Annotated in this window: 22 protein-coding genes and 1 riboswitch; of the genes, 8 read left to right on the top strand and 14 right to left on the bottom strand. The window is 60.1% G+C overall.

Annotated features, from left to right (window positions below; translation table 11 throughout):
* The 8 genes from B3605_RS04590 to B3605_RS04555 form a co-directional block, all read right to left on the bottom strand.
* Positions 1-1,824 (bottom strand): iron ABC transporter permease (locus B3605_RS04590; RefSeq protein ID WP_296432602.1); only part of this gene is annotated, 1,824 nt, incomplete at its 3' end.
* A complete protein-coding gene (locus B3605_RS04585; RefSeq protein ID WP_296432599.1) occupies positions 1,787-2,677 on the bottom strand; it encodes an ABC transporter substrate-binding protein in 891 nt (296 codons plus the stop codon). The genes B3605_RS04585 and B3605_RS04590, both read right to left, overlap by 38 nt.
* Positions 2,674-5,154 carry a TonB-dependent siderophore receptor gene (locus tag B3605_RS04580; RefSeq protein WP_296432597.1) on the bottom strand — a complete coding sequence of 827 codons (2,481 nt, stop codon included), beginning with the start codon at positions 5,152-5,154 and terminating at the stop codon, positions 2,674-2,676. Before B3605_RS04580 ends, B3605_RS04585 begins: the two co-directional genes overlap by 4 nt.
* Before the next feature lie 119 nt (positions 5,155-5,273).
* Positions 5,274-6,215, bottom strand: coding sequence for a FecR family protein (locus tag B3605_RS04575; protein WP_296432595.1), 942 nt, complete (start codon positions 6,213-6,215; stop codon positions 5,274-5,276).
* Between the two features lie 58 nt (positions 6,216-6,273).
* Positions 6,274-6,786, bottom strand: coding sequence for an RNA polymerase sigma factor (locus B3605_RS04570; RefSeq protein WP_112942351.1), 513 nt, complete (start codon positions 6,784-6,786; stop codon positions 6,274-6,276).
* Between the two features lie 241 nt (positions 6,787-7,027).
* Complete coding sequence (gene otnC / locus B3605_RS04565) at positions 7,028-7,672, bottom strand: 3-oxo-tetronate 4-phosphate decarboxylase (protein ID WP_296432593.1); 645 nt, start codon at positions 7,670-7,672, stop codon at positions 7,028-7,030.
* On the bottom strand, positions 7,672-8,940 hold the full coding sequence (otnK, locus tag B3605_RS04560; protein WP_349677251.1) for a 3-oxo-tetronate kinase: 1,269 nt from the start codon (positions 8,938-8,940) through the stop codon (positions 7,672-7,674). The genes otnC and otnK overlap by 1 nt, the downstream gene beginning before the upstream one ends.
* Before the next feature lie 23 nt (positions 8,941-8,963).
* Positions 8,964-9,968, bottom strand: coding sequence for a LacI family DNA-binding transcriptional regulator (locus tag B3605_RS04555; RefSeq protein WP_296432591.1), 1,005 nt, complete (start codon positions 9,966-9,968; stop codon positions 8,964-8,966).
* A 159-nt stretch (positions 9,969-10,127) separates the two neighbouring features.
* On the opposite strand from B3605_RS04555, the gene B3605_RS04550 reads away from it, so the two are divergent.
* The 8 genes from B3605_RS04550 to B3605_RS04515 all read left to right on the top strand — a co-directional run bounded on the left by B3605_RS04550 (position 10,128) and on the right by B3605_RS04515 (position 18,813).
* Entirely contained in the window at positions 10,128-11,255 is a 1,128-nt protein-coding gene (locus B3605_RS04550) for a sugar ABC transporter substrate-binding protein (RefSeq protein WP_296432589.1), read from the top strand.
* Between the two features lie 57 nt (positions 11,256-11,312).
* Complete coding sequence (locus B3605_RS04545; protein WP_296432587.1) at positions 11,313-12,848, top strand: sugar ABC transporter ATP-binding protein; 1,536 nt, start codon at positions 11,313-11,315, stop codon at positions 12,846-12,848.
* Positions 12,845-13,813 (top strand): ABC transporter permease, encoded by a 969-nt coding sequence (locus tag B3605_RS04540; protein ID WP_296432585.1) that lies wholly within the window; start codon positions 12,845-12,847, stop codon positions 13,811-13,813. Before B3605_RS04545 ends, B3605_RS04540 begins: the two co-directional genes overlap by 4 nt.
* Entirely contained in the window at positions 13,810-14,790 is a 981-nt protein-coding gene (locus B3605_RS04535) for an ABC transporter permease (RefSeq protein WP_296432583.1), read from the top strand. Before B3605_RS04540 ends, B3605_RS04535 begins: the two co-directional genes overlap by 4 nt.
* Positions 14,790-15,704 carry an L-threonate dehydrogenase gene (gene ltnD, locus B3605_RS04530; RefSeq protein ID WP_296432582.1) on the top strand — a complete coding sequence of 305 codons (915 nt, stop codon included), beginning with the start codon at positions 14,790-14,792 and terminating at the stop codon, positions 15,702-15,704. Before B3605_RS04535 ends, ltnD begins: the two co-directional genes overlap by 1 nt.
* 1 nt (position 15,705) lies before the next feature.
* Positions 15,706-16,473: a 2-oxo-tetronate isomerase gene (gene otnI / locus B3605_RS04525; RefSeq protein ID WP_296432580.1), complete on the top strand. Its 768-nt coding sequence runs from the start codon at positions 15,706-15,708 to the stop codon at positions 16,471-16,473.
* Between the two features lie 28 nt (positions 16,474-16,501).
* Entirely contained in the window at positions 16,502-17,428 is a 927-nt protein-coding gene (locus B3605_RS04520) for an SMP-30/gluconolactonase/LRE family protein (RefSeq protein WP_296432579.1), read from the top strand.
* A 296-nt stretch (positions 17,429-17,724) separates the two neighbouring features.
* Positions 17,725-18,813 (top strand): acyltransferase family protein, encoded by a 1,089-nt coding sequence (locus B3605_RS04515; RefSeq protein ID WP_296432577.1) that lies wholly within the window; start codon positions 17,725-17,727, stop codon positions 18,811-18,813.
* A 14-nt stretch (positions 18,814-18,827) separates the two neighbouring features.
* Here B3605_RS04515 and B3605_RS04510 read toward each other — a convergent pair whose 3' ends face one another.
* From B3605_RS04510 to B3605_RS04485, 6 genes are all read right to left on the bottom strand, one after another.
* Complete coding sequence (locus tag B3605_RS04510) at positions 18,828-19,448, bottom strand: thiamine phosphate synthase (RefSeq protein WP_296432576.1); 621 nt, start codon at positions 19,446-19,448, stop codon at positions 18,828-18,830.
* On the bottom strand, positions 19,445-20,218 hold the full coding sequence (locus B3605_RS04505; protein ID WP_296432574.1) for a thiazole synthase: 774 nt from the start codon (positions 20,216-20,218) through the stop codon (positions 19,445-19,447). Before B3605_RS04505 ends, B3605_RS04510 begins: the two co-directional genes overlap by 4 nt.
* Before the next feature lie 3 nt (positions 20,219-20,221).
* Positions 20,222-20,419, bottom strand: a complete 198-nt coding sequence (gene thiS, locus B3605_RS04500) for a sulfur carrier protein ThiS (protein ID WP_113009574.1) — start codon at positions 20,417-20,419, stop codon at positions 20,222-20,224.
* A complete protein-coding gene (thiO, locus tag B3605_RS04495; protein ID WP_296432570.1) occupies positions 20,416-21,390 on the bottom strand; it encodes a glycine oxidase ThiO in 975 nt (324 codons plus the stop codon). The genes thiS and thiO overlap by 4 nt, the downstream gene beginning before the upstream one ends.
* 1 nt (position 21,391) lies before the next feature.
* Positions 21,392-23,218, bottom strand: a complete 1,827-nt coding sequence (gene thiC / locus B3605_RS04490) for a phosphomethylpyrimidine synthase ThiC (RefSeq protein ID WP_296432568.1) — start codon at positions 23,216-23,218, stop codon at positions 21,392-21,394.
* A gap of 91 nt (positions 23,219-23,309) precedes the next feature.
* Positions 23,310-23,421: riboswitch (TPP riboswitch) on the bottom strand.
* 335 nt (positions 23,422-23,756) lie between these two features.
* A complete protein-coding gene (locus B3605_RS04485; RefSeq protein WP_296432566.1) occupies positions 23,757-24,446 on the bottom strand; it encodes a FadR/GntR family transcriptional regulator in 690 nt (229 codons plus the stop codon).
* Between the last annotated feature and the right edge of the window lie 131 nt (positions 24,447-24,577).

Genomic DNA, 24,577 nt, shown 5'->3' with positions numbered 1-24,577 from the left:
TGGGCGCGCCATGCGCGCCATATGGGGCGCCATGAGGCCGACAAAGCTCAATGGGCCAACAATCAGCGTAGCGGCTGCAGTCAATGTCGAACAAAACAACAAGAGCCCTGCGCGCACGCGCGCAGGGCGCATGCCGATTGATCGCGCCAATGCATCGCCCATCGGCAGGATCTCGATCCAGCGACGAAAAAGCGGCGAAAGCAATAGCGAAAGAACGGCGATGAGTGCGGCGACGATCGCAACCATTCCAGTGGCGCGAAACGTCGGCCCCATTGTCCATGCGAGGACATAGGTTGCGCGCGGATCGCCACTGGCGACGATGACGGAAATGATCGAGGTGACCAATGCCCCCACTGCGACGCCCGCCAGCATGACCGGGCCAGGGGCGAAATTGTGCCGCTTGGCGATGACGAAGATGATGGCGAGTGCAAGAAGAGCGCCGATCATTCCGCCCGCCAATGGCAGGATCGGCGAGCTCATGCCGCCCAAAAACAGGGCCGCAATTATGCCCAAGCCAGCACCGCCGCTCACCCCCAACCCCTCGGGACTTGCCAAGGGGTTTCGCGCAACCGCCTGCAGGACGGCTCCTGCCAACGCCAGCATGGCCCCGGCGGACAACGATGTGAGAACCCTCGGCCAGCGGCCTTGCACAAGAACCGAAACCTCAATGTTCGCAGAAGAAACGTGCTCGCTCAGCGAAAGGACTGCGACCACGATCATCAGCGCGACCGATAGCGGCAGCGCAAGGTTTCTGGTGATGGGGGCCACGGCGTGGTGAACGCGCTCAATAGTTGCCTGGAATGGGGCCGCAGGTACCTCGCGCAGCATGAACAGCATCATGAGTGCGCCTCCAAGAGCGGTGATGGTTCCTGTCGGCACTTCTCCCATGTAAGGCGTCAGGACGAGCACCGCGCCATCGGCCAATAGCAACAAGCCACCGCCGATCAACGCACCCCACACAAGCCTTTGCGTGAACCTCCGCGCGCCACTAAGGCGCGCGATGTGGGGGGCAGCGAGGCCAATGAATGCGATGACCCCAATGCGGGCGACGACCATTGCCGACAGCGTCGTGGCCAGGATGAGCACGGCAAGGCGCAGCTTCGAGAGAGATACCCCAAGACTTCGTGCGCCCGCATCGTCAATCCCGGCAATCGCGAGCGGTCGGACAAAAAGCAGGAGCATTGGGATAAGGACGAGCATTCGCAACGAAAGCGCGCCGGCGTTGGAAAAGTCGTTTTGAATAAGCGACCCACTTCCCCAGATGAACACACTGCGTAGATATTCATGATGGAATAGTGCCATCACCACTGACGCGGAGCCGGCCGCAAAACTGACGATCATTCCCGACAGAAGCAGCGTAACCGGCGCAAAGCCACTCCTGGCTGCAAGCCCGCAGACAAGTGCGACCGCGGCCAATGCGCCGACAACGCCTGCAAGTTCGCGCCCTTGTGCCGACATACTGGCAAAGGTGAGGGAGGCGACCGTAATTGCCAGTTGAGCGCCCGAAAGCACGCCGAGCGTAGATGGTTCCGCAAGCGGATTTTTCAGAAGTTGCTGGAAGATCGTACCCGTAAAGCCCAGGGCCGTCCCTGCAAGAATGGCAACTGCTATGCGCGGCAACAGGGAAAAGTGAACATAGACTTCTCCAAACGCGGCGCTGTCGGGATTGACAAAAGCTTCGAGCAGTCGATCGGCTGGAACGTACCTCATTTGTCCAGTGAGGCTAAGGGCTAACCCGACGATCATGGCGACCCAGTAAAAACGAGCCGGCGTCACGTATTGGTTTTTAAGCAAAGCCAAGCGCCTTTCGAAGAACTTCAGCAAAGCGCATTGCTGATGGAAACGCTCCAAACACCCAGGTCGGAGGAATGGTTGAGACATCGCCCCGCTGGACTGCGGGCAGAGACTGCCACAGTGCGCTTTTCAAGAATGCATCGGGCGGACCGGGTTCGATGATGAGCAGCCGCGCCTCGGGGTGTCTTGCGATGGCGTCGAGGCCCGCTGTAGCAAAGCCCCAATTGTTGGTCGGTTCGTTCCAGGCATTCGTGATGCCGATCTTAGCGAGCACATCGTCGAACAGACTGCCGGTTCCATAGATGTCGATAATGCGGTCATCTGTAAACTTGACGATCATCAGCGGCCGGCCGTCATAGCTAATCATCTCAGCCTTGATGGCAGCCAGCCTGGCATGAGCGCCTTCCAGATACGCATCGGCTGCCGCCAAGCGTCCAATACGGTGTCCAATCGCAACCAGTGCCTCATGGGATCGCCGCAAGGGCTGCTGTTCGGCTGTGTAAAGCGGTAGCGCCATGGTTGGCGCTATGTCTTGCAAACGCGCTTCAGACACGCCGTAATTGGCCTGAGACAGGATAAGGTCGGGGTGCAACGACCTTAGGAGTTCCATGTTGGGCCACGAACGCAGACCAAGGTCGATCGTCTCCTCCGGAAGTGCCGGGACAACAACACGGTCGCCATAAAGTGGCGTTTCCGCGACAGCCTGCGGAGCGACGCCGATCGCCAGTAGGCTTTCTGCCCAGCCCCAATCCAGGACCGCGATCTTGGAATGAGCAAGTTCAGCGGACGCCGCATTCGGCATCATGAACGCAGCCAACGCGGCAGCAAATTGCCGCCGCGTCAGTTGACCGGGATGAGGTTTTCGAGGTCTTTCCACCGTCACCAGCTATACTTCAACGTGGCATAGACGGTGCGTCCTTCGCCCCAGTAGCATCCGGTCGCGGCTATGCAGGTCGACACGTATTTGCGGTCGAACAGATTGCTCACATTGAGCGCTGCTTTCAGCCCCTCCAGCTTCGGATTGGCTTTGCCAAAATCGTAGCGGATGGCGGCGTCGAAGACGGTATAGCTCGGGATGTCGAACTTGTTGGCGTTGTCACCGAATGTCTGGCCCGTGTATCGGGCTCCAGCGCCAAGGCTCAATCCATCCCAGTTCGTCGAGCTCTGCAAGGCGTAGTCCAGCCAGATGGACGCCTGGTTTCGTGGCACGAAGGCAAAGCGGTTGCCTGTATTGCTGACGCCCGCAGCATTCGGATTGTCCTTGGTAATTTCGCTGTCTGTGTATGCATAGGAGGCAATTACCGAGAAGGCGTCGCTCAGCTCGGCCTTTCCTTCAATTTCGAGGCCCTTCATCGTAACCTGGCCCGTCTGCACCCGGAAATTTGTGTTGACGGGATCGGGCGAAAGCACGTTGTCTTGTGTCAGGTGATAGGCCGACAGCGTAACGAAGCTGTTCATCCCTTCCGGCTGGTACTTCACACCGACTTCGAACTGCTCGCCCGTCGTTGGACTGAACGCATTTCCGAACCGATCCGTGCCGCTTGCGGGATTGAAGGACGTCGAGTAGCCCGCGTATGGCGAAATTCCATTGTCGAAGTTGTAGACAATGCCTGTCTTCCAGGTGAAGCGTCCATCATTCTGATCGACTAAGGTGTTGGACGAACTTGTTCGTGTCCGGGTATCGGTATTAGCCCAATCATAGCGACCGCCGACGGAAAACGCGAAACGATCCCATTCGATCTGATCCTGAGCATAGATTCCGAGCTGGCTACGGTGTTGATCGATCCTCGTTGCAATTGGTGGCCTTGTGACAGTGCTGGCGCCGTAGTTGGGATCATAGGCGTTGAACGGCGTCAGAATGCCTGCAAGCGTGGACTCCTCGTAGCGACTGCTTTCATAGGAATAATCGAGCCCGAACAAGGCCGTGTGATCAAACTCACCCGTAGAGAACTTTGCAACGGCCTGATTGTCGACCGTCACAGCCCGTGCACTCTCAGGGAACGCCCAGGCATAGCGATAGAAGCCGGCCGGATTGCACACCGCGGTCGGGCAATATGGCTGTACGCGCTGGGTGTCTGTTCCGATGTAGGAGTATCGCAGGTTCTGGCGAACGGTCCACGTGTCATCGAACTCGTGCTCGAATTCGTAGCCGACCGATGCCTGGTCACTCTTGTAATAGTCGTAGCCGGGTTCGCCGGGAAAGGCTCCACGGGACAGCTCGGGATAGATGCTAGTGTAAAGCGTCCCATTTGCCGGTAACGCCGGCGCACCACCACCACCGGGCGAATAGATCTTCTGGTAGTCAGCGTGAATGGTAAGCGATGTTGCTTCGTCCGGCTTGAACGTGAACGACGGTGCGATGTAGGCCTTCCGTTCCTTGACGAAGTCGTACTGGGTATCCGTTATGCGGCCAACGCCCACGATACGGTACAGGAAGGCATCGTCGCCATTAACCGGGCCACCAAGATCAAAAGCCGTCTGGACACGGTTGTCGGTCCCAAGTTGCAGTTCGACCTCGTTCTTGGCCGTCGCACTTGGTCGCTTCGAGACCATGTTGATCAGGCCACCAGGCTCGCCTTGGCCATACAAGACGGATGAGGGGCCCTTGAGGACTTCTGCCCGCTCCAGGCTGTAGGGCTCGACGCGCGGCTGCGCATAGCCGCGTGAACCGAACGGCAAGCGCAGACCGTCGAGATAACGCCCTGGGCGAAAGCCGCGGATGGTGAACCAGTCATAGCGGGAATCGTCGCCGTACTGGCTGATGACGCCCGGCGTATAGCGAAGCGCCTGTGTCAGTGTCGCAGATCCTTGTGCCGCCATCTGGTCCTTGGTGACGACATTGATGGCCTGAGGCGTCTCCTTCAGCGATGTATCGGTCTTGGTTCCGGTTGCACTCTGTCTGGCAACGATGCCGTCGACGGGGCCGAGGGCCTGTTCGCCGGTCACGCTGATTGGCTGAAGCACCGTCGATCCATCCGAAGGTGCGGAACTGACCCCTCCCGCCGGGTTCATCAAGACAACGCTGTTTGCCGATGAAAACCGGTAAGACAGGCCGGTTCCAGCCAGAAGTCGAGAGAGGCCGGCTTCTGCGGGCATGTCACCCGAAAGCCCGGTGGTGCGCAGATTGCCGGGTAGTGCACCGTCGAAGACGACATCGACGCCTGTGATCGACGAATAACGGACAAGCGCGGCCGATAGCGACTGGCCTGGTATCGAAAACTGATAGCTCTTGGCAGTCTGGGCGTGAAGCGTCGTTACTGCAGCAAATGGGCAAAAGACGACGCAGGTCGCAAGCAGGGCCCCACGCGCCAACCCCAGTACGCTTCGACGATTGCTTGCGAAATAGTTCAACACAGACACTCAACGCCCCCTTAGAAACATGGTCGGACCCCGGCGATACGAGGCTTCAAAGAGAGGGACGAACGAGGGTGGGAAAAACCTGAGTGGTTTTGAAATATTTTTTATCGCGGGTAGATTTTTTATCGCGGGTAGATAAGTGCAAGCCAGGGAGAGTAGGTAGCCACGCGGATTGGCAGCCCGTTCTCCAATGTCTGGAGAATGCTGCCCGCGCGCCTGACATCGACGATCACGGTCACCGGCCGCCGGGCAAGCGCGGTGTCCATGACGATCATCTTGCCAGGGCGCCACTTCGACAATGCTCGAACGGCGTCTTCCAGGGGCGTCGAAATGAAGACCAGCTTGCCGTCGCGCCACGAAAGCCGCGATCCGACATCGGTTTCGGACGGTGTCGAGATCCTGTCGTTGGCGAACACGATGGACTGTCCCTCCTGCACGTCGATAGCTTCGAAGGGCGAAGATACACGGACTGAATGTTCGGCGACCGCGACAACGATGCGATCGTCTTCCGCAGAGACCGAGAATTGCGTTCCAAGCGCAACGGTTTTAAGTGGCCCCGCATTGACGACAAAGGGGCGGGAGCTGTCTTTTGCGACGGTGAAGAATACCTCGCCTTCGACCAGAGTGACGACGCGCTGCGTGATCGTATAGGCAAGGGAGATCGCCGATGCGGTAGATAGTTCGGCGGTCGAGCCATCCGGCAATGTGACGGTTCGGGTCTCGCCTGTCCCCGTCCTGAAGTCTGCCGGGAGAGGGCGCAGATAGGCGGCCGTTGCCAAGGCGGATGACGCGACAACCACGAATGCACTTCCCGTCTTCAGCAGCTTTCGACGCGACAGTCGCGTTGGTTCCGATTTATCCGGTACCATGCCTGCACCCAGCCAAAGCCGTTCAATGTCAGCATAGGCTGCAGCGTGTGACGGATCGGCCTGCAGCCATGCCCTGAAATCGGCCAGGTCATTTGGTGTCGCACTGTCGTCCAGCAGATGCGCAAACCATTCGGCAGCGCTTCGTGATACGTCGCGCGGGTTTTGCGGCTGGGGTCTTTGGCTTGTGTCCTGCATGGATCTCACGGCTCCCGACACACTACCGGGTGATATGGCATCGGCTGCCAGTCATCTGTTACTCATCTGCCAGCATCGCGCTTCTAAGGCGTTCAAGCGCAACGACCATATGGCTGAAAACGGTCTTGGGGGAAATTCCGAGATGGTTCCCGATCTCCTGGTAGGTCAGGCCGTCGATACGAGACATCAGGAAGACCTGCCTTGCACGGGGCGGCATGCCATCGATGACCGCCGAGATACGCCGCAGTTCGTTGAGACCAATCGCCACCTGTTCGGCCGATGGTGAAGGATCGGATACCGCTTCCAGCCCATCGATCCCATCGACGAAGGGCGCGATCTTCTTGCGCCGCTGGTGGTCGAGTGCGAGATTGCGCCCTGTCGTCATGAAATAGCCAGCCAGGTCCGCGACCTCTCGCAATAACGAGCGCCGCTCCCAAAAGCGAAGGAAAGTGTCCTGCAGCAAGTCCGCTGTCGTCGCGCTGCATCGAACTCGCTGGTAGATGACAGCCGAAAGACGCGTGCGTACGTGCAGAAAAGTATCGAGGATTTCGGGTCGATGAACGCTGGTCATGGGATGCTGCTACCATCCGGCGACGGATGGGTGCAATATTAAAGTGGATTATAAAAATCATATTTTTAAGGCGCGGCTCTTTTGTCACAAAGCCTACGCCCTGCAATGATGACCGTCACCCCATGAAGAACCCGGTTGTGCGAGGCAGTGTTCAAACAGACAGGCGCGAAACCCGCCAGACGCCCGGTCGTCGACAGGTGACTATGACGAGCTTTTGCAGCGTCTGGCGGCGATCTTCCGACTATTTCCTGGACAGGAGTTCAGCTCTTTGAGCTGACGTAAGCGGGCGAATTGCGTGCGGACGCAACAGCAGATGCAGCTTGGCAGTTTCTTCAAGCTCCTCGGTTGCGTACTGCGCTTCGCGCAACGTTTTGCCCGCGACGACCGGGCCATGGTTGGCCAAAAGCACCGCGTGGCTGTCCTTTGCCTTGTCCGCGACTGCCGCTGCAAGGGCGGGATCGCCAGGCGGAAAGTATTCGACAAGCGGAAGCGTTCCCACGCGCATCACGTAATAGGCCGTCAAAGGTGGCAATACATCAGCTGGATCGACATCGTCGAGAACGCTGACCGCCACCGCGTATGTGGAGTGAAGATGGACGACGGCGCCACTCATCTTCTGCTGGCAGTACATGCATTGATGCAGAAATGCTTCTTTCGTGGGTTTGTCTCCATCCACGTGGACGCCCTCGGCCGTGAAGCGCGACAGGCGGGCCGGATCCAGATCGCCAAGCGACGCATTGGTCGGCGTCATGAGAACATCACCATTGGCAAGCCGCGCGCTGATATTGCCCGTTGATCCAAACGTCAGCGACCGATCGAACAGGGATCGACCGACAGTGGAGATGTCGTCCCTCAACTTCGTCTCTTCCGAAATGATAGCCACCATCACACCACATCCCATGCACGCAAAAAGAAGTCGTCGCCGCCAAAGTTGCCTGATTTGAGCGCAAGTGCCAGGGGTTCCTTGCGGCCGATGCTAACCGTCCACGGAACCCCCGGATCGATCTCGGGACCGATCAATAGCGCCTGGACGCCGAGCTGATTGACCACCGCGCCAGACGTTTCGCCACCTGCTACGAGGAAGCGGCAGTAGCCGAGGCTCGTCAGGCGGGCGGCCACTTGTGCCAACAGCTGCTCTATCAATTCACCCGCACGATCGCGTCCAAGCGCCTCCTGTGCGCGCCTGACATCGTCTGGTTCGGAGCTCGAATAGACAAGGGGGATCGCGTCAGTGGCGGACATGACCCAGTCGACGACCGCATCAACGGTGGTGCGGCCGGCCGCAATGTCGAGCGGGTCCAGTTTCAGTGCCGGTGTTGCGGCCTCAATCGCGACCGAGACCTGGCGGCGGGTGGCCGCCGAGCAGGACCCCGCGAGGATCACGGCCTTGCCCTGCGGCGCCGCGAAGTCCGCTGCGGTGCTTTGCGAGCGCAGCTTGCCAGCGCGCCGGAAGTTTTCGGGCAGGCCGAGCGCGATGCCAGAACCGCCCGTGATCAGGCGCATTCCGGCTGCCGCGCGTCCGATCGCGCGAAGATCGTAGTCGGTGATGGCGTCGACAATGACGATCTCCTCGCCTCGGGCAGCCGCCTGTGTGAACGCAGCACCGATCTGGTCGCTGCCCTTGCTAACCCAGTCGCGGGTAATCAATCCGACCTTAAGTGCCGTCTGCTGCTGGAGCACGCGAACAAGATTGGACTCCGTCATCGGCGTCAACGGATGGTTCTTCATCGGGCTGTCTGACAAGAGCATGTCGCCGACAAACAGATGGCCGCGATAGACCGTTCGGCCGTTTGCGGGAAAGGCAGGGCATGCCAGCGTGAGCGCCCCGCCCAGATGCCCGTGCAAGGCTTCCGCGACCGGGCCAATATTGCCTTCAGGCGTCGAATCGAATGTCGAACAATATTTGAAGATGACCTGTTCGGCGCCAGCCGCTATCAGGCGGCGGCAGGCCTCGAGAGACAAAGCGACCGCTTCGTCTGCCGCTATGGTTCGCGATTTCAGCGCGACAACCACGGCCTCGGCATCGCCATAGTCGAAGTCGACCGGTGGAATACCGACCACCTGCACCGTCCGCATTCCCTCTCGAGACAGCGTCAGAGCGAGGTCCGTCGCTCCCGTCAAATCATCAGCCACCGCGCCCAACAGCATCTTCATTTACTCCCCAAAGACAGAAATTTTCAGGCCGTTGCGCCATCGATGATATCGAAACCTGTATCGACCACCACGCGTCCCTCCGGCCGGGTAGGGCTCTCCAGAAGCTTCTCGACCGCCGTCTTGCCGATCAGGAACCGGTTAGAGCGTATCGTCGAAAGAGGCATTGGAAGCACCTGGCCGATGTCCAGGCCGTTGAAGCCGAAGAGCGCAAGCCGGTCGCGCACGGCAATGCCGGCCGCAAGGCAATGGAAAAACCCTCCAACGGCCATGTCGTCGTTGGAAAAGACGACAGCATCAATATCGGGTGCGCGCGAACACAAGCTCGCAAGCGTGTCGCGACCCGCCATCGTCGAGCTCGGGCCGTCAAAGCGCTGCTCGGCCCGTAGCGTCAATCCCGCTTCCGACAGGGCCTGGCACAGGCCCTCATATCGCAGCCGGGCACGCCGATCGGCGACCCAGTCGTGACCGACATAGCCGAGGCGTCGGTAGCCACGCTTAATCAGGTGGCGCGCGGTCGCGTATCCGGCCTGGCGGTGAGAGAGGCCAACGGCAACGTCGATCGGCTCGGCATCGATATCCATCAATTCAGCGACGCGCACCCGGCTGTTGTCCAGCATGCGCCGCGCAGCGTCCGTATGGTCGAACCCGGTGGTGACGATGGCGGCCGGCTGCCATGCGAGCAGCGAAGACAGGATATCCTGTTCCTTGTTCGCATCATAATTCGTCACACCCACCATCGGCTGATAGGCGGTGGTGGCAAGCGCTGCATGGATCCCCTGCAGCACTTCAGGAAAGACGATGTTGGAAAGCGACGGCAAGAGAACGCCGATCAACAACGAACCGGAAGAGGCAAGCGATCCCGCCGCGCGGTTCGGTACATAGCCCAGGGTTTCAATTGCCTTGACGACGCGGCTGCGCGTTTCATCGGCGATCGGTCCTTTGTTGCGGATGACGCGCGACACTGTGTTTTCGCTGACACCGGCAAGCTTGGCCACGTGTGCAAGGGTCGGCACTTCATACTGAGTCACAAGGCCCTCCTTTCCGCGGCAATGGATTGAAGCCAAATTCGGTATCTCAGCGCTAACATATTTCGCTTGAAGATTGCTAGTGGATGTGCTTATTATTTTTATGTTAGCGCTGAGATAGTGCTTTTGGGAGCGTTTTTAAGGTTTTCGGGAGGAAACACCGTGAAGAATAATCGGAGAGCCGTCGTCGCGATGGCGGCGTCACTGTGCGCATTTACGACCCTTTCAGGGGCTTGGTCCGCAGCACATGCAGAAGACACGTTTCGGCCGGAGTGCTTCTCGCCGGCACCTGACAACAAGAAGGTCATCCGCTACGAGAAGCGCGAGGGACCATACAAGATTGCCTTCGTAAACGGCTTTGCAGGCAATGACTGGCGCGTGACCGCCATTCAGGGTGCCAAAGCTTGGGCCGCGCGCCCGGAAAACAAGGCAAAGCTCGCCGAGTTCACGGTGGTATCTGTGGGTAACGACAGCGCCGCGCAGATCGCCGCCATCGATAATTTCATCGCCGCCGGCTATGACGGCATCAGCTTCATCGCCGTCAATCCGACGGCATTCAAGGCAGTAATCAAGCGTGCCGCGCAAGCCGGCACCGTTCTTGTCCCTTTCGATAACGTGCTTGATACCGACGAGATCGTCCAGGTCAACGAGAACCAGTTCGAACTTGGAAAGATGAAGGCCCAGGCCGTGGTGGATGCCATCAAGAAGGCCAAGGGCAAGGTCGAAGGCAGCGTGCTCGAAGTCTCGGGCCTTCCGGGCAACGCGACGGACCGCGACAACCACGATGGTATGCGCTCGGTGCTCGACAAGGAAGCAGGTCTCAAGGTCGTGCAGGTCGTGGGAAACTGGGATGCCGGCACGGTGCAGAAGGTGACCGCGGACGCGATCGCGACCAATGGTCAGTTTGATGGCGTGATGGTGCAGGAAGGCTCGATCGGCGCCCTCAACGCCATGAAGAACGCCAGCCATCCGGTCGTCCCCTTCGGCGGCGATGCCGGCAACGGCACGCGGCGGCTGCTTGCCGAAGGCAAGTATCCTGGTGTGACAGCGGCGCAGGCTCCGGTCATGTCGTCGGTTTCGCTAGAGGCAATCGTCTCGCTGCTTGAGGGCAATGCCCTGCCGCAGAAGATCTTCCTGCCGATCCCAAGCAAGGACAATGCCGAACTGAAGGAAGGGGCGGACTTCTTCCCGAAGCTGCCGGACACCTTCTACACGACAACGGGCTACCCGAATTGCTTCCCGGTTTTCATGCCGGAAGAGCTTCTCGGCCAGAAGCCTGACAATACCTGATCGAGGAAGGCCGGGGCAGGGCGCTGCCCATGCTCCGGCCGGATCACGGATAGATCGATGACAGATAATTCCCCCCTGATTGCACTTGCGGGCATATCAAAGACCTACGGCGCTGTGACGGCGCTCAGAGATGTCGATTTCACCTGCGATGCCGGGACGATCCATGCGATCCTCGGCGAAAACGGCGCCGGGAAGTCGACCCTGATGAAGCTTCTCGCCGGCGTCATAGCGCCGACATCAGGAACGATCCGGCTCGACGGCGTGCCCGTGAGTTTCTTCGGCACACGCGATGCGGCAAACCATGGCATCGTGTGCATGTTCCAGGAGCTCTCGCTGATGCCAAGCCTCACCGTTGGCGACAATATCGTCCTGGCGCGTCCACGGACCATGTTCGGTTTCGTCCGGCGCGCAGCCTACCGTGATGCGGCGGCTTGCCTAGCAATGATCGGTGCAGAGCGCATTCGGCTCGACAGCCTGATCAGCGAACTCACGCTTGCCGAACGCCAACTCGTCGAGATCGCCAAGGCGCTCTATCAGAAGCCGCGACTGCTGATCCTGGACGAGGCGACATCAGCGTTGGGCGCCGACGCAGTCGAGCGCGTATTCTCCGTCATACGCCGGCTGCGCGATCAGGGCACGTGCGTGCTGTTCATATCGCATCGCTTCCATGAGGTTCATGCGCTGGCCGACCGCATCTCTGTCTTCCGCAATGGCGCCCATGTGAAGACCTTCCCGGCTGGAACTGTCGATCACCAGGGGATCGTCTCGTTAATGATCGGACAGTCGATGGAGCAACTGTTTCCGCAAAGACGGCCCGCGGTTCCAGCGGACGTCGCACCGCTTTTGAGTGTGCGACACATGTCCTGGGCGGGCGAACTTGACGATGTTACCTTCGATGTGCGCCCCGGCGAAATCTATGGCCTTGGTGGTCTGGAGGGGCAGGGGCAGCAGCGAGTGCTTGAAGCTATCTTCGGCATCCTCAACGGGGTGTCGGGTGCAGTCGAGATTGCTGGCAACCCATTCAACCGTCGCTCGCCCTTCCGTGCCAAAGCCGCAGATGTCGGCATCGCCTTCATCCCTGAAGACCGCAAGACGGAGGGGATGATTCCGGGCCTTTCCATCGAGGATAACATGCGCCTGGCGGGCATCGGGCGCGACGGTATCCTGTCGAGCGACAATGTGGCGCGCGAGGCTCACTACGAGGCTCTGCTCCACCGCCTTGAGCTCGTCTACGGACAGATGTCCGATCCGGTCTCCTCACTGTCTGGCGGCAACCAGCAGAAGGTGCTTTTGGCCAAATGGCTTGCCCTGAAGCCGCGTTGTCTCCTCCTGCTCGATCCGACCCGCGGCATAGACGTCAAGACCAAGGCGCAGATCTATCAGCTGCTGAGCGATCTTGCAGATGCCGGCGTGGCAATCGTGCTGCAGTCAACCGACTACGAAGAGCTCGTCCATCTCTGCGCGAGGGTTGCCGTCTTTTATCACGGGCGCATCGCGCGGGAATTGTCTGGCGATACCCTGACGCCGGAAAACCTCATCTCGGCCGCGATGGGCCTTGGCAGTGAACATGCCGATCAAGGAGAAGCCGCATGACGCGCATTGCACTTCAGCGCAACATCCGCTTTCTCATTCCGGCCGCTGCCTTCATCGTGCTGTTCGCGATATATGTCGGCACTCATCCGCGCGGATTTTCTACCTATGTTGTGACGATCTGGGCAAACCAGGGCGCGCTGCTGGTCTTTGCCGCGTTCGCTCAGTTCTTCGTGGTCCTTGTGCGCGGTATCGATCTGTCGGTTGGCGCCATGGTGGCGCTCAGCAATGTCGTCGCCTCCCATGTCCTTGCGGGAGAGGGCGCCATGCTATGGCCAGGCATCGCCGCCGTTATCGGGACTGGGCTTGTCTGTGGGGTCATAAACGGGCTGGTCGTGACCCTCGGCCGCATTCCGCCGATTATCGCGACGCTTGCGACCGGTGCCGTCTATTCCGGCATCGCACTCTTTCTGCGCCCGACACCCGGCGGTGATGTCAACAGCGACCTCTCCGACGCGCTGACATATTCAATCGCCGGCGTGCCGACGTCGTTGATACTGATCGTCGTCGTGTTGATCGCCTTCGCGCTGATCCTGCGTTACACCGCTTTCGGCCTGTCTTTGTACGGTCTCGGCTCGTCCGAGCATTCCGCGCAACTGACGGGCATCTCGTTGCTGCGGATGCGCATCGCCGCGCACGCGCTTGGTGGTCTGTGCGCTGGGATGGCCGGATTTTATGTAGCGATGGTGACCCTGACCGGAGACGCCGGGATTGGCCCGACCTACACCCTCAATTCGATCGCCGCGATCGTCCTCGGTGGCGTCTCACTTTCTGGCGGCATCGGCGGCCCATTTGGCGTGGTGGTCGGCGCGCTGCTGCTCAAGACGGTTGCCGCTTTGATGTTCTTCTCTGGCCTGCCGCCACTTGCCCAACCATTCTTCGAGGGCCTGATATTGGCGCTTGCCATTGCGCTCGGTTCGCTCGGCATTCTCAAGGTTCGCAATCGTTTGAAGTTGTTTGCACAATGACAGTGATCACCCCAGAACTTCCCCGACGCCTCCTTGGCCGGTTCACTGCTGATCCCGCCATTCCTGTCGTTACAGCGGGCTGTATCCTGTTGCTGGCGATTGGCGGCATAATTTTCCCGGCCTTTCTAAGTCCGGGCTATCTCCTCCAGCAATTGCAGATCGCCTCATTTCTCGGTGTGATAGCCGCCGGAGCGACACTCGTCATTCTGCTCGGACATATCGACCTCTCAGTGCCCGCTGGCATCACGGCAGTCGCGGTGTTGACCACCACGGTCGCTGGTTCGTCCACGCCCTCGGTTGCGGCAGTAGCCATTCCGGTCGGCCTTCTCGGCGGAGCGCTGATCGGGCTGATCAACGGCATCGGCGTTGCCTTCTTCCGCTTACCGTCCATGGTCTGGACCTTGGCCATGAATTCGATGCTCGTCGGCGCGGTGGTGTTCTTCACAGGCGGCTTCAAGCCGCGCGGCGTGGCGCCGCCGCTTTCGATATCGCTGGCGCTCGAGCGCACGCTTGGTATCCCCAACGCCTTCCTCTTTTGGATCGCCGTCATGATCGTCATCGGCCTTCTCTTCAAACGCACGGTCTATGGGCGCTACCTTTTTGCCACCGGCAACTCCGAAAAGGCGGTGTATCTCTCTGGTATCAGGGTACGGCTGGTGACGACGATGACCTTTGTGGCCGCCGGCGTCTTCACCGCCATCGGTGCGATCCTTCTGGCCGGCTACGCCAACCAGGCCTATCAGGGTATGGGCGATGCCTACATGCTACCGGTGCTCACCGCCGTCGTCATCGGCGGAACGTCCATCCTCGGTGGCAAGGGCAGTTACGCCGGAACCGTGGTCGGCGCACTGTTCATCACGCTCCTGTCTTCCATTCTTTCGGTGCTGCAGATGCCGGAAGCATTCCGTCAGATCGTTTTCGGTCTGATCATACTCTCCATGTTGCTGATACGCAGCTTTGAAAGGAACAATCGATAATGGCCGGATCCACCCACGTAGCAATCGTCGGATTGGGCTCGATGGGCCTTGGCATGGCACGCTCGCTTCTGCGGGCCGGCCACACGGTTACTGGCTGCGACATCAGCGATGCGGCCCTTTCCAGCCTCGAGGCCGCCGGCGGAAGGCCAGTTCAGACGCCGGCAATGGCCGCAAGGGATGCGCAGATCGCCGTTATCGTCGTCGTCAACGCGGCACAGACAGAGGCCGTCCTGTTTGGTCCCGACGGCGCTGTTGCGGCGTTGGCGCCCGGCTCCGTCGTGATATCGTCCGCAACCATCTCGCCGGCCGAGGCCAAGAACTTCGCCCAAAGGGCAGGCAAGCATGGGATCCTCTATCTCGATGCCCCGATCAGTGGCGGTTCGGCCAAGGCCGATCAGGGCGCGCTGACGGTCATGGCCTCGGGTTTGCCCCAGAGCTTCGCCGCAGCACGGCCGGCGCTCGATGCGATGGCATCAACCGTTTACGAACTCGGCGACGATGTCGGCGTTGGCTCATCCTTCAAGATCGTCAACCAGCTGCTGGCGGGCGTCCATATCGCCGTTGCCTGCGAAGCGATCACCTTCGCCAAGAGCCTCGGGCTCGATATCTCGCGGGTCTTCGACGTCATTACAAAATCGGCCGGCAACAGCTGGATGTTCGAAAACCGCATTCCGCATGTCGTCGCCGGCGATTACACGCCCCACAGCGCCGTATCGATCTTCACCAAGGATCTCGGCATCGTCTCCGACATCGGCCGGCAGCAGAAATTCCCCCTTCCGATCGCCAGCGCCGCTTTGCAGCTTTTCCTGATGACCGAAGCGGCTGGCATGGGGCGAGACGACGATTCTTCCGTCGCCCGCCTTCTGGCGTCGATCGCCGGGCTGCAACTGCCAGGCATGGACAAGGAGGTTTGAGATGCCACGTTTTGCCGCGAACCTCACCATGATGTTCAACGAACACGCGTTTCTCGATCGCTTTCAGGCAGCAGCCGACGCTGGTTTCGAAGCCGTCGAATATCTCTTCCCATATGACCATCCAGCCGACGTCATTGCCCAGAGGCTCCATGCGACCGGATTGAAACAGGCACTCTTCAACATGCCGCCCGGCGATTGGTCCGCCGGCGCTCGTGGCCTGGCCGCCTTGCCGGAGCATCGAGACGAATTCCGCCAGGCGGTGGGCAAGGCGGTCGAGTATGCCAAGGTCATCGGATCGCCGCTCCTGCACATGATGGCGGGGATCGCGGATGCGAACGATCCAGCGGCAATTGCCTCCTACCGCGACGCGCTCGGCTATGCTGCCGACGCCACGGCGCGCGACGGGATCGGCCTCGTGATCGAGCCGATCAACGGCCGCGATATGCCCGGTTACTTCCTCAACGATTTCAACCGCGCCATCAGCTTCATCTCCGATCTGAACCACACAAACGTGAAGCTGCAGTTCGATATCTATCACCGGCAAATCATCCACGGCGACGTGCTTGTCGGCCTGGAAAGGGCAATGCCTGTGATCGGGCATGTGCAGACCGCATCGGTACCCAGACGCAACGAGCCGGGAACAGGAGAGCTCGACGATTTCAGGATTTTCGCCGCGCTCGATGGCCTTGGCTATAAGGGCTATGTCGGCTGCGAATATCGCCCGGCGGGCGAAACGGTTGCCGGGCTTGGATGGATGAAGCGGCACTGAGGCGATCGACAGGACGGGAGGGGATGACGTGCTGACAAAATGGTTCGAAGTGCGCGACGAGCGGTTTGAAAAACTCGTGCTGCCGAATGTTCATGTGGACACGCTGTTTTCCGAGGGAAGATGGCTGGAGGGACCGGTCTATGTACCGGCCGGCCGCTATCTGCTTTTTTCGGATATCCCGAACAACCGCGTGCTGCGCTTCGACGAGGTCACAGGCCTCGTCACCCCGTTCCAGCACACCGCCAGCTTCACCAATGGTCACACGCTCGATGCACGGGGGCGCGTGTTATCGTGCGAGCATCTGTCGCGCTCGGTGACACGTGTGGAGCATGATGGCAGCGTCACGGTGATCGCGGACACGTTCGAAGGCCGGCGGCTGAACTCGCCCAACGACGTGGTTGTCGCTTCCGACGAGGCGGTGTGGTTTACCGATCCGACCTATGGAATCTCCACCGAATATGAAGGCGGGCGGATCAAGAGCGAGATCGGCAGTCGCAACGTCTATCGCGTTGCGACGGACGGATCGATCAAGGCGGTGTTGACGGATTTCGTCCAGCCCAACGGGATCGCTTTTTCACCGGATGGCCGAACACTCTATGTCGTCGACAGCGGCCGTAAGCCGGCAGCGCTTTATGCCTTTGATGTCGGCCATGACAACGTTCTGGAAAACAAACGATTGCTGCGTGAATGCGATATTGGCATCTATGACGGTATTCGCCTCGACCGGCACGGCAACATCTGGGCCGGGGTTGGCGATGGCGTTCAATGCCTGGCGCCAGACGGCGCGTTGCTCGGCCGGATCATCCTGCCGGAAGCCGTCGCCAATCTGAGCTTCGGGGGACCAGCCAGGAACAGATTGTATATCTGTGCGACGCGTAGCCTTTTTGCTGTCTACCTGAACACGACCGCCGCGCATCCGCAGCAGGCATATCGCACGGATGCGACCGGAGTATGATCCGTCACGGTGGAGGAGGTCGTCAAGCTGCCTGGCCGGCCAGCCGAATTTGCCCGGCCGTCGATGGCAAACAGCCTGTGCCACCAGTGCGAACATCGGCGCTCCATTTGCATCGGGCGATCGCCAGGACACAAGCTCCAGGGTCGAGCACCTGACGATACCAGCCAGTCTAGCCGCTCTACTGCACCCTTTGCGGCCGGCATTTGAAGCGAGATGCAGTGACGCCCGGCGAGAGATTTGCAGACTGCATTGAACCCTGTCACCTTACTGGTTACGACCGCTGGGGGGCCATCCGCATGACGAGCGATCAGAAGCCAACGAGACACTATCCTGCGCTCGACGGAGTTAGGGGTGTGGCCGCGCTGTCGGTCGTGCTTTTCCACCTCGAACGATGGCTTGGTGAGCCGGGGCTCGCAACGAACGGAAATATGTCCGTCGACATGTTTTTTACCCTGAGCGGGTTCGTTCTAGCGGTAGCATATTCCCGGCGGATCCATTCCATGAGCCTGTGGGAGTTTCTGCTGAAGCGCGCGATCAGGTTCATGCCGATAATCGTTCTGGCAACCGTGATAAGCAGTTCGTACCTTCTGTCGAAAGCCATATGGCGAACCGACGAGATCTTGTATTCAACATTGTTGCTCGCGTTTTTGACTGGCGCTTTGAACCTGCCTTTTTTCGGTGCCCCGTCCAACATAGGTGGCCCGCAGCTCTTTCCACTCAATGGACCTCAGTTTTCACTGTTTTTCGAAGTGGTTGCAAACGGTGTCTGGTGGGCTGTCCGGTTTGGGCCTCAAGTCTCCATTGCGGTTGCAACCTTCCTTCTTTCGGCATCTTGCGTCATTGTTTATGGCATTGGTGGCGATACGACAGCCACGTTCTGGCTCGGTTTCGCACATGTCGGTTCATCGTTCTCATTAGGTGTGCTGATTTATCACCTGAACGAAGCTCTAGCGCCAAAAAAGCGCCATGCGCTCAGCGCTCTATTTTGGTGCTTGGCACTGCTGATGCTAGGGCTGTTTTGCATTCAGGTTGAGGCCCCATTTTCCATCAAGCTGCTGTGGAAGTTCGCGTTTGCCCCCGCTCTTGTCTGGACTGGCTCAAGTGTGGACCTCAGCGCAATCCAGACCAGGCTCTGTCGCTATCTGGGAGACCTTTCCTATCCAATATATGCATTGCATTATCCCATCTTTTGCTGGGTAAATGGCGTAATTCAGGCGTTTACAGGTGGAAAAAATCCCGCACTGGAGACGCTGGTCGTGGTGTTTGCCGTACTGGCAGCCAGCCATCTGTTCCTTCAACTATACGACAAGCCTGTTCGGTCATATCTCGACAGACGTGTCGCGTGGAGGCGCTCAACAAACTCCGCGACGCCGTCCGGGTCCTGACAATATCCAGCCTGTCAGGCCTTCCTCGATGATCGCCACGGCTCGGTCACTGCCAGCCATTGCCGCGTTCTCGCCTCGGGATCAGCGTTGCGGGTGATGTCGGTCACGACAGCGGCGCTATCTGCGCCATGGACAAATACGCCCTCGATGCGTTCGACGTTCAGGCCGCCGATCGCCACCAAAGGCAAGTCGCCAATCCGTTCTTTCCATCCACGCAATCGCTCGAGCCCCTGTGGCGCCCATTTCATCTCCTTCAGGATCGTCGCGTAGACTGGACCGAGCGCGACATAATCGGGCCGCGCGACGAGGGCGGTCTGAAGTTCGACCGCGTCGTGGGTGGACAGGCCGAGCTTGACGCCGGCGGCGCGGATGGCGGCAAGGTCAGCGGTTTCCAGATCCTCCTGGCCGAGATGGACAAAATCGCAGCCTTCCTCGATCGCCAGCTGCCAGTAATCGTTGACAATCAGCTGGCAGCGATGCTGCACGCAGATCGCCCGAGCGCTGCGGATCTCTTGGCGTAGAGCGGCCATGGAGCGATCCTTGATGCGCAGTTGCACCAACTTGACGCCAACAGGTACCAGCCGCTCGATCCAGTCGGCACTGTCGACGATGAGGTAGAAGGGATCGAGCTTCATGAAAATACCGCCTTTCCGATAACGGGAGTTGATGGGACGGCGATGTCGCGCGGTTCCAGCACCCCCGCCTCGAAGGCCTTGCGGCCCGCCTCGATGGCGGCGCAAAAGGCGCCGGCCATCAAGACAGGATCGCCAGCACCCGCGACCGCTGTGTTGAGCAGAACGGCGTCGAAGCCGAGTTCCATCACGACAGTTGCGTGCGAGGGTCGGCCGATGCCGGCGTCGACAACAACAGGCACGTCAGGGAAATGCGCGCGAATGGAGCGCAGCGCCATTGGGTTTAGCGGGCCGGCGGCGCTACCGATCGGTGCGCACCATGGCATCAGCACCTGGCAACCGGCCTCTAGCAGCCTTTCGGCGACGACGAGGTCGTCAGTCGTATAGGGGAAGACCTGAAAGCCTTCACTGACCAGAATGCGGGCCGCCTCGACGAGGCCGAAGACATCCGGCTGCAGCGTGTCGTGGTTGCCGATCACTTCGAGCTTAATCCAGTCGGTGGCAAACAGCTCGCGCGCCATCTTCGCCGTCAGCACCGCCTCCGACACGCCATGGCAGCCGGCAGTGTTGGGAAGCACCTTGACGCCGAGCGAGCGGACCGTGTCGAAGAAGGCGCCACCATTGCGGCCGCCCGCCGTCTCACGTCGGAGCGACACGGTGACAATTTCGGTCCCGGAGCGGCTGACCGCTTCGGCCATGATTGACGGTGACGGGTAGCGTGCCGTGCCCAGAAGAAGGCGCGAGCTCAGCTTCGTTCCGTAGAGTTCAAGCATCGGTCACCCTCCCTGCATCGGCGACAGGATCTCGATCCGGTCGTCAGTATTCAGCGAGTGCACGGAGCGGTCCTCCCGATGAACGAGCTCACCGTTCACGGCGGTCGCCAGCCAGTCGCCTTCGTAATCCATCAGCGCCAGCAATTCCTCGAGCGTTACGGCGGCAATCTCCTTGGGTTCGCCATTGACGATCAGTTTCATGATGTGTGCCCTCCTGCAGTATCGGGGTTAAAGACAAGGTCGATCGCTTTCGCGGCCATGGCGGGCGCCAAGAGAAAGCCGTGGCGGTAGAGGCCGTTCAGCGAGATTAGCTTTCCGCGTCGCTCGACACGGGGGAAGTTGTCGGGAAAGGCGGGGCGGATGCCGGCGCCGGTTTCCACCACGATCGCATCGGCGAATGCCGGGTGCAGCGCGTAAGCGGCGTTCAACAGCTCCATCAGCGAGCGGGCGGTGATCGGGCCTGCGAACTCCGTCTCGATCATCGTCGCGCCGACCATGAAGAGGCCGTCGCCGCGCGGGACGACATAGACGGGGATGCGCGGATGCAAAAGCCGAACCGGGCGCTCAAGGCGGACCTCGGCAGTCCTGAGACAGAGCATCTCGCCACGAACGCCGCGCAGCGAGGCGGTCTCGGCGATGCGCGCCGCGCCGGTGCAATCGACAATATGGTCGAAGTCCTGTTCGTCGGGGAGTATGTCGATGATGCGCACGCCGCGTACGATCAACCCGTCGCGCAGTTTGGTTAGCACCCGGCGCGGATCGAGATGGGCTTCGCGCGGGAAAAACAGCGCTTGCCGGAAGCGCCCGGCCAGGGAAGGCTCGAGCGTCGCGATCTGCTGCTCGTCCAACCACTCATATCCCGTCGTGCGACCGGCGAAGCGCTTGAGCTCCCCCTGGTCGCGCGCGGGTGCCAGCACCAGCGTGCCGTTTCGTTTGACGTCGCCCGGCACCATCGCCTCCCAGCGGTCGGGCGCATCCTGCCCCTCGCGCAACACGGCCTCATTGGCACTCTCGCGCTCGCACCACGGAGCCAGCATGCCGCCGGCGAGCCAGGAGGCGGCACCCGCAAATCCGCAGCCGGGATCTGAAACCGTGACCGCGGCGCCGCGCGCGGCGAGCGCATGGGCGACCGTGAGGCCGGCGACGCCGGCTCCCTTGACGAGAACGCGCATCTCAGCCGGCCACCTGGCCCTCGGCATCAACAGCCATGTAGAGATCGCCGCCGTCGCGATACTTCGCAGCCATGGCGTCCAGCCCTTCTTTCTGTGCTTCGGCGCGGATATCGTGGGATATCCGCATGGAGCAGAATTTCGGGCCGCACATCGAGCAGAAATGCGCCACCTTATGCGCCTCCTTCGGCAGCGTCTCGTCGTGGAAGCTGCGGGCGGTTTCCGGATCGAGCGAGAGGTTGAACTGGTCCTCCCAGCGAAATTCGAAGCGAGCACGCGACAGCGCATCGTCGCGCAGCTGGGCGGCCGGATGTCCCTTGGCGAGATCGGCGGCGTGGGCAGCGATCTTATAGGTGATGACGCCGGTTTTCACATCGTTTCGATCCGGCAGGCCGAGATGCTCCTTCGGCGTGACGTAGCAGAGCATCGCCGTGCCGAACCAACCGATCATCGCCGCACCGATACCGGACGTGATGTGGTCGTAGCCCGGTGCGATATCTGTCGTCAGCGGCCCGAGCGTATAAAACGGCGCCTCGCCGCAGACGGCCAGCTGCTTGTCCATGTTTTCCTTGATCTTGTGCATCGGCACGTGGCCTGGGCCCTCGATCATGACCTGGCAATCCTTCGCCCAGGCGATCTTCGTCAATTCGCCCAGCGTTTCCAGCTCGGCGAATTGCGCGGCGTCGTTGGCATCGGCGATCGAGCCGGGGCGCAGGCCGTCACCAAGCGAAAAGGATACGTCATAGGCGCGGCAGATGTCGCAGATCTCCTCAAAGTGCTCATAGAGGAAGCTCTCGCGATGGTGATGAAGACACCACTTGGCCATGATCGAGCCGCCGCGCGAAACGATGCCGGTGACACGGTTGACGGTCAAAGGGATGTAATGAAGTCGAACGCCGGCATGGATGGTGAAGTAATCGACGCCCTGTTCGGCCTGCTCGATCAGCGTGTCGCGATAGACCTCCCAGGTCAGGTTCTCGGCAATGCCCTCCACTTTTTCCAGCGCCTGGTAGAGCGGCACGGTACCGATCGGCAGCGGCGAGTTGCGGATGATCCATTCCCGGATGTTATGGATGTTGCGGCCGGTGGACAGATCCATGACCGTATCGGCGCCCCAGCGCGCGGCCCAGACCATCTTCTCGACCTCTTCGGCCATCGAGGAGGTCACGGCGGAGTTACCGATATTGGCGTTGATCTTCACCAGGAAATTGCGGCCGATGATCATCGGCTCGGCTTCCGGATGGTTGATGTTGGCGGGAATGATGGCGCGCCCTGCTGCCACTTCCTGGCGGACGAACTCGGGGGCGACGTGATCGGGAACATGGGCTCCGAAGCTCTCGCCGTCACGGATCATGGCCTCAGCTTTGATCTTGCGGCCGAGGTTTTCGCGGATGGCGATGAATTCCATTTCGGGCGTGATGATGCCGGCGCGGGCATAAGCGAGCTGGGTCACCGCCTTGCCCTCAGTGGCGCGCAGCGGCTGGCGCTTGCCCGGGAATTCGGGTGTCAGGCGCTCGCCGCTGGCAAAGCCGTTGTCTTCGGGGCGCACCAGTCTTCCGTCATAGGCCCCGACGTCGCCGCGGGCGACAACCCAGTCGCGACGCAGCGCAGGCAGGCCGCGTTCGATGCTGATGTCGGCGCCTAAAACAGTGTAGATGCCGGAGGAATCGTAAACCGTGACCGGCGGCTCTCCGGAGGTGGGGTGCAAACTGATCTCGCGCATGGGAACGCGGATATCGGGGTGGATGTCGCCCGGGATATGGATCTTTCGCGAAGCCGGAAGCGGGCCGGTGGTGACTGTGGGTGTGATGGTCTTTGCGGCGATATTCATGGTTCGAGGCTCCAAGTTTTCGATTGGAGACCCAGTCCTCAGCCGGAATGATGAAAAGACGCGGGCACGGATTCCACGCGGAAATCCAGAGCCTGAAGCGCTTGCACCGTCCCTACGCCAGTATGAACTGGATCAGGTTCAACGGGTCACTGCGCGCGATAGCAGAATCTCAGCCCCTTGTCGGGACACCCCTGGTTAATGGAACGAGGGTATTGCGGCCCAAGCGGTTCCGTCAAGCGCAAAACATTTGATGGACGTTTGTGAAGAGAGCAGGCGACACAATACTCCCTACCGCTTCTAGCTTTAGCGGCGAACACCGTACCAGGTACGAAGAGCCGGGCACGTGCGGTTTTTTGACGTTAATCGCCACAGGTGCCGATGACGGGTCGCCATTTTTCGACATCTGTCTTTCTTTTGGCGGTGGGAGTGGCGAGCTTGGTTCCACAGAGTTTACGAGTGTCGAGGGTGCTCACAATCAACGTGGCCAGCCTTTGCGCCTGTTGTCGGCTTGGGGCGGGACTTGCCCGGGGCCAACGCTTCACGGATTAAGTCCCGCACAGCGTGCTGTATTCAAAACATGGCCTTCCATTTCTTGGCGGGCTCTAACTGGGTCATTCTCACGTAGTGCCGAAATTATCTTCCGGTGTTCGGCAATTGAGGCCTCCATCCGGGCAGGCTCAGTGATCGGGATCGGCTGGCGTTGCGTCTCCGTGAGTTGCTCACGTACGACTTGATAGAGCGCACGCATCATCGAATTGCTGCAAGCCGAGGCGATAATCGCGTGAAACTCGAGGTCTGCCTCCACGTTCGCTAGAAGATCCTGCTTCGCCCAACAAACTTCCATCTGTTTGGTCGCAGCTTCCATCGCCTGCAGTTGGTTGCCGGTGAGGCGGCCGGCGGCAAGTGCTGCGATACTGCCTTCGAGCATGATGCGGGTCTGGAAGACATCGAAAACGGAGTAACTGTCAGAATAGCGCCATGGAGCCATCCCGCTGTTCGTGGCGCTTCCACGCGCAACGACAAACGTTCCCCGACCGGCCTCCGTCTTGATCAGGCCAAGCGTTTCAAGCGTCAGCAACGCCTCGCGCAGCGACGCGCGGCTGATACCGAGCTTCGTGGAGAACTCGCGTTGAGACGGAATCTTATCGCCTGCGGCGAGTTCACCGTTTTGAATCATGTCCTGGATTAAGCGCGCCGCCGATTGCGGTACCAATGTCCTGTTCAGCATTCTTTCCATTCTCTCGGAGCCTAAGGCGAGGCAACCGAGTTGTCTCAGCATTTAAATCCATCAGTCGCTTGCAAATGACAATAGAGCATGATTGATTTGGCGTGACTGGTCAGACCGGTTAGACCAGTAGC

The sequence above is a fragment of the Rhizobium sp. UBA1881 genome, assembly GCF_002338015.1.
GTDB lineage: Bacteria > Pseudomonadota > Alphaproteobacteria > Rhizobiales > Rhizobiaceae > Rhizobium.
This window is presented reverse-complemented; position numbering and strand designations above follow the sequence as displayed.

What these genes read in the sequence shown, in the direction of transcription:
- B3605_RS04575 (WP_296432595.1), bottom strand. Translation starts at nt 6,215, where the DNA reads ATGCAGGACACAAGCCAAAGACCCCAGCCGCAAAACCCGCGCGACGTA.
- B3605_RS04570 (WP_112942351.1), bottom strand. Translation starts at nt 6,786, where the DNA reads ATGACCAGCGTTCATCGACCCGAAATCCTCGATACTTTTCTGCACGTA.
- otnC (WP_296432593.1), bottom strand. Translation starts at nt 7,672, where the DNA reads ATGGTGGCTATCATTTCGGAAGAGACGAAGTTGAGGGACGACATCTCC.
- otnK (WP_349677251.1), bottom strand. Translation starts at nt 8,940, where the DNA reads ATGAAGATGCTGTTGGGCGCGGTGGCTGATGATTTGACGGGAGCGACG.
- B3605_RS04545 (WP_296432587.1), top strand. Translation starts at nt 11,313, where the DNA reads ATGACAGATAATTCCCCCCTGATTGCACTTGCGGGCATATCAAAGACC.
- B3605_RS04540 (WP_296432585.1), top strand. Translation starts at nt 12,845, where the DNA reads ATGACGCGCATTGCACTTCAGCGCAACATCCGCTTTCTCATTCCGGCC.
- B3605_RS04535 (WP_296432583.1), top strand. Translation starts at nt 13,810, where the DNA reads ATGACAGTGATCACCCCAGAACTTCCCCGACGCCTCCTTGGCCGGTTC.
- ltnD (WP_296432582.1), top strand. Translation starts at nt 14,790, where the DNA reads ATGGCCGGATCCACCCACGTAGCAATCGTCGGATTGGGCTCGATGGGC.
- otnI (WP_296432580.1), top strand. Translation starts at nt 15,706, where the DNA reads ATGCCACGTTTTGCCGCGAACCTCACCATGATGTTCAACGAACACGCG.
- B3605_RS04515 (WP_296432577.1), top strand. Translation starts at nt 17,725, where the DNA reads ATGACGAGCGATCAGAAGCCAACGAGACACTATCCTGCGCTCGACGGA.
- B3605_RS04510 (WP_296432576.1), bottom strand. Translation starts at nt 19,448, where the DNA reads ATGAAGCTCGATCCCTTCTACCTCATCGTCGACAGTGCCGACTGGATC.
- B3605_RS04505 (WP_296432574.1), bottom strand. Translation starts at nt 20,218, where the DNA reads ATGCTTGAACTCTACGGAACGAAGCTGAGCTCGCGCCTTCTTCTGGGC.
- thiS (WP_113009574.1), bottom strand. Translation starts at nt 20,419, where the DNA reads ATGAAACTGATCGTCAATGGCGAACCCAAGGAGATTGCCGCCGTAACG.
- thiO (WP_296432570.1), bottom strand. Translation starts at nt 21,390, where the DNA reads ATGCGCGTTCTCGTCAAGGGAGCCGGCGTCGCCGGCCTCACGGTCGCC.
- thiC (WP_296432568.1), bottom strand. Translation starts at nt 23,218, where the DNA reads ATGAATATCGCCGCAAAGACCATCACACCCACAGTCACCACCGGCCCG.
- B3605_RS04485 (WP_296432566.1), bottom strand. Translation starts at nt 24,446, where the DNA reads ATGCTGAACAGGACATTGGTACCGCAATCGGCGGCGCGCTTAATCCAG.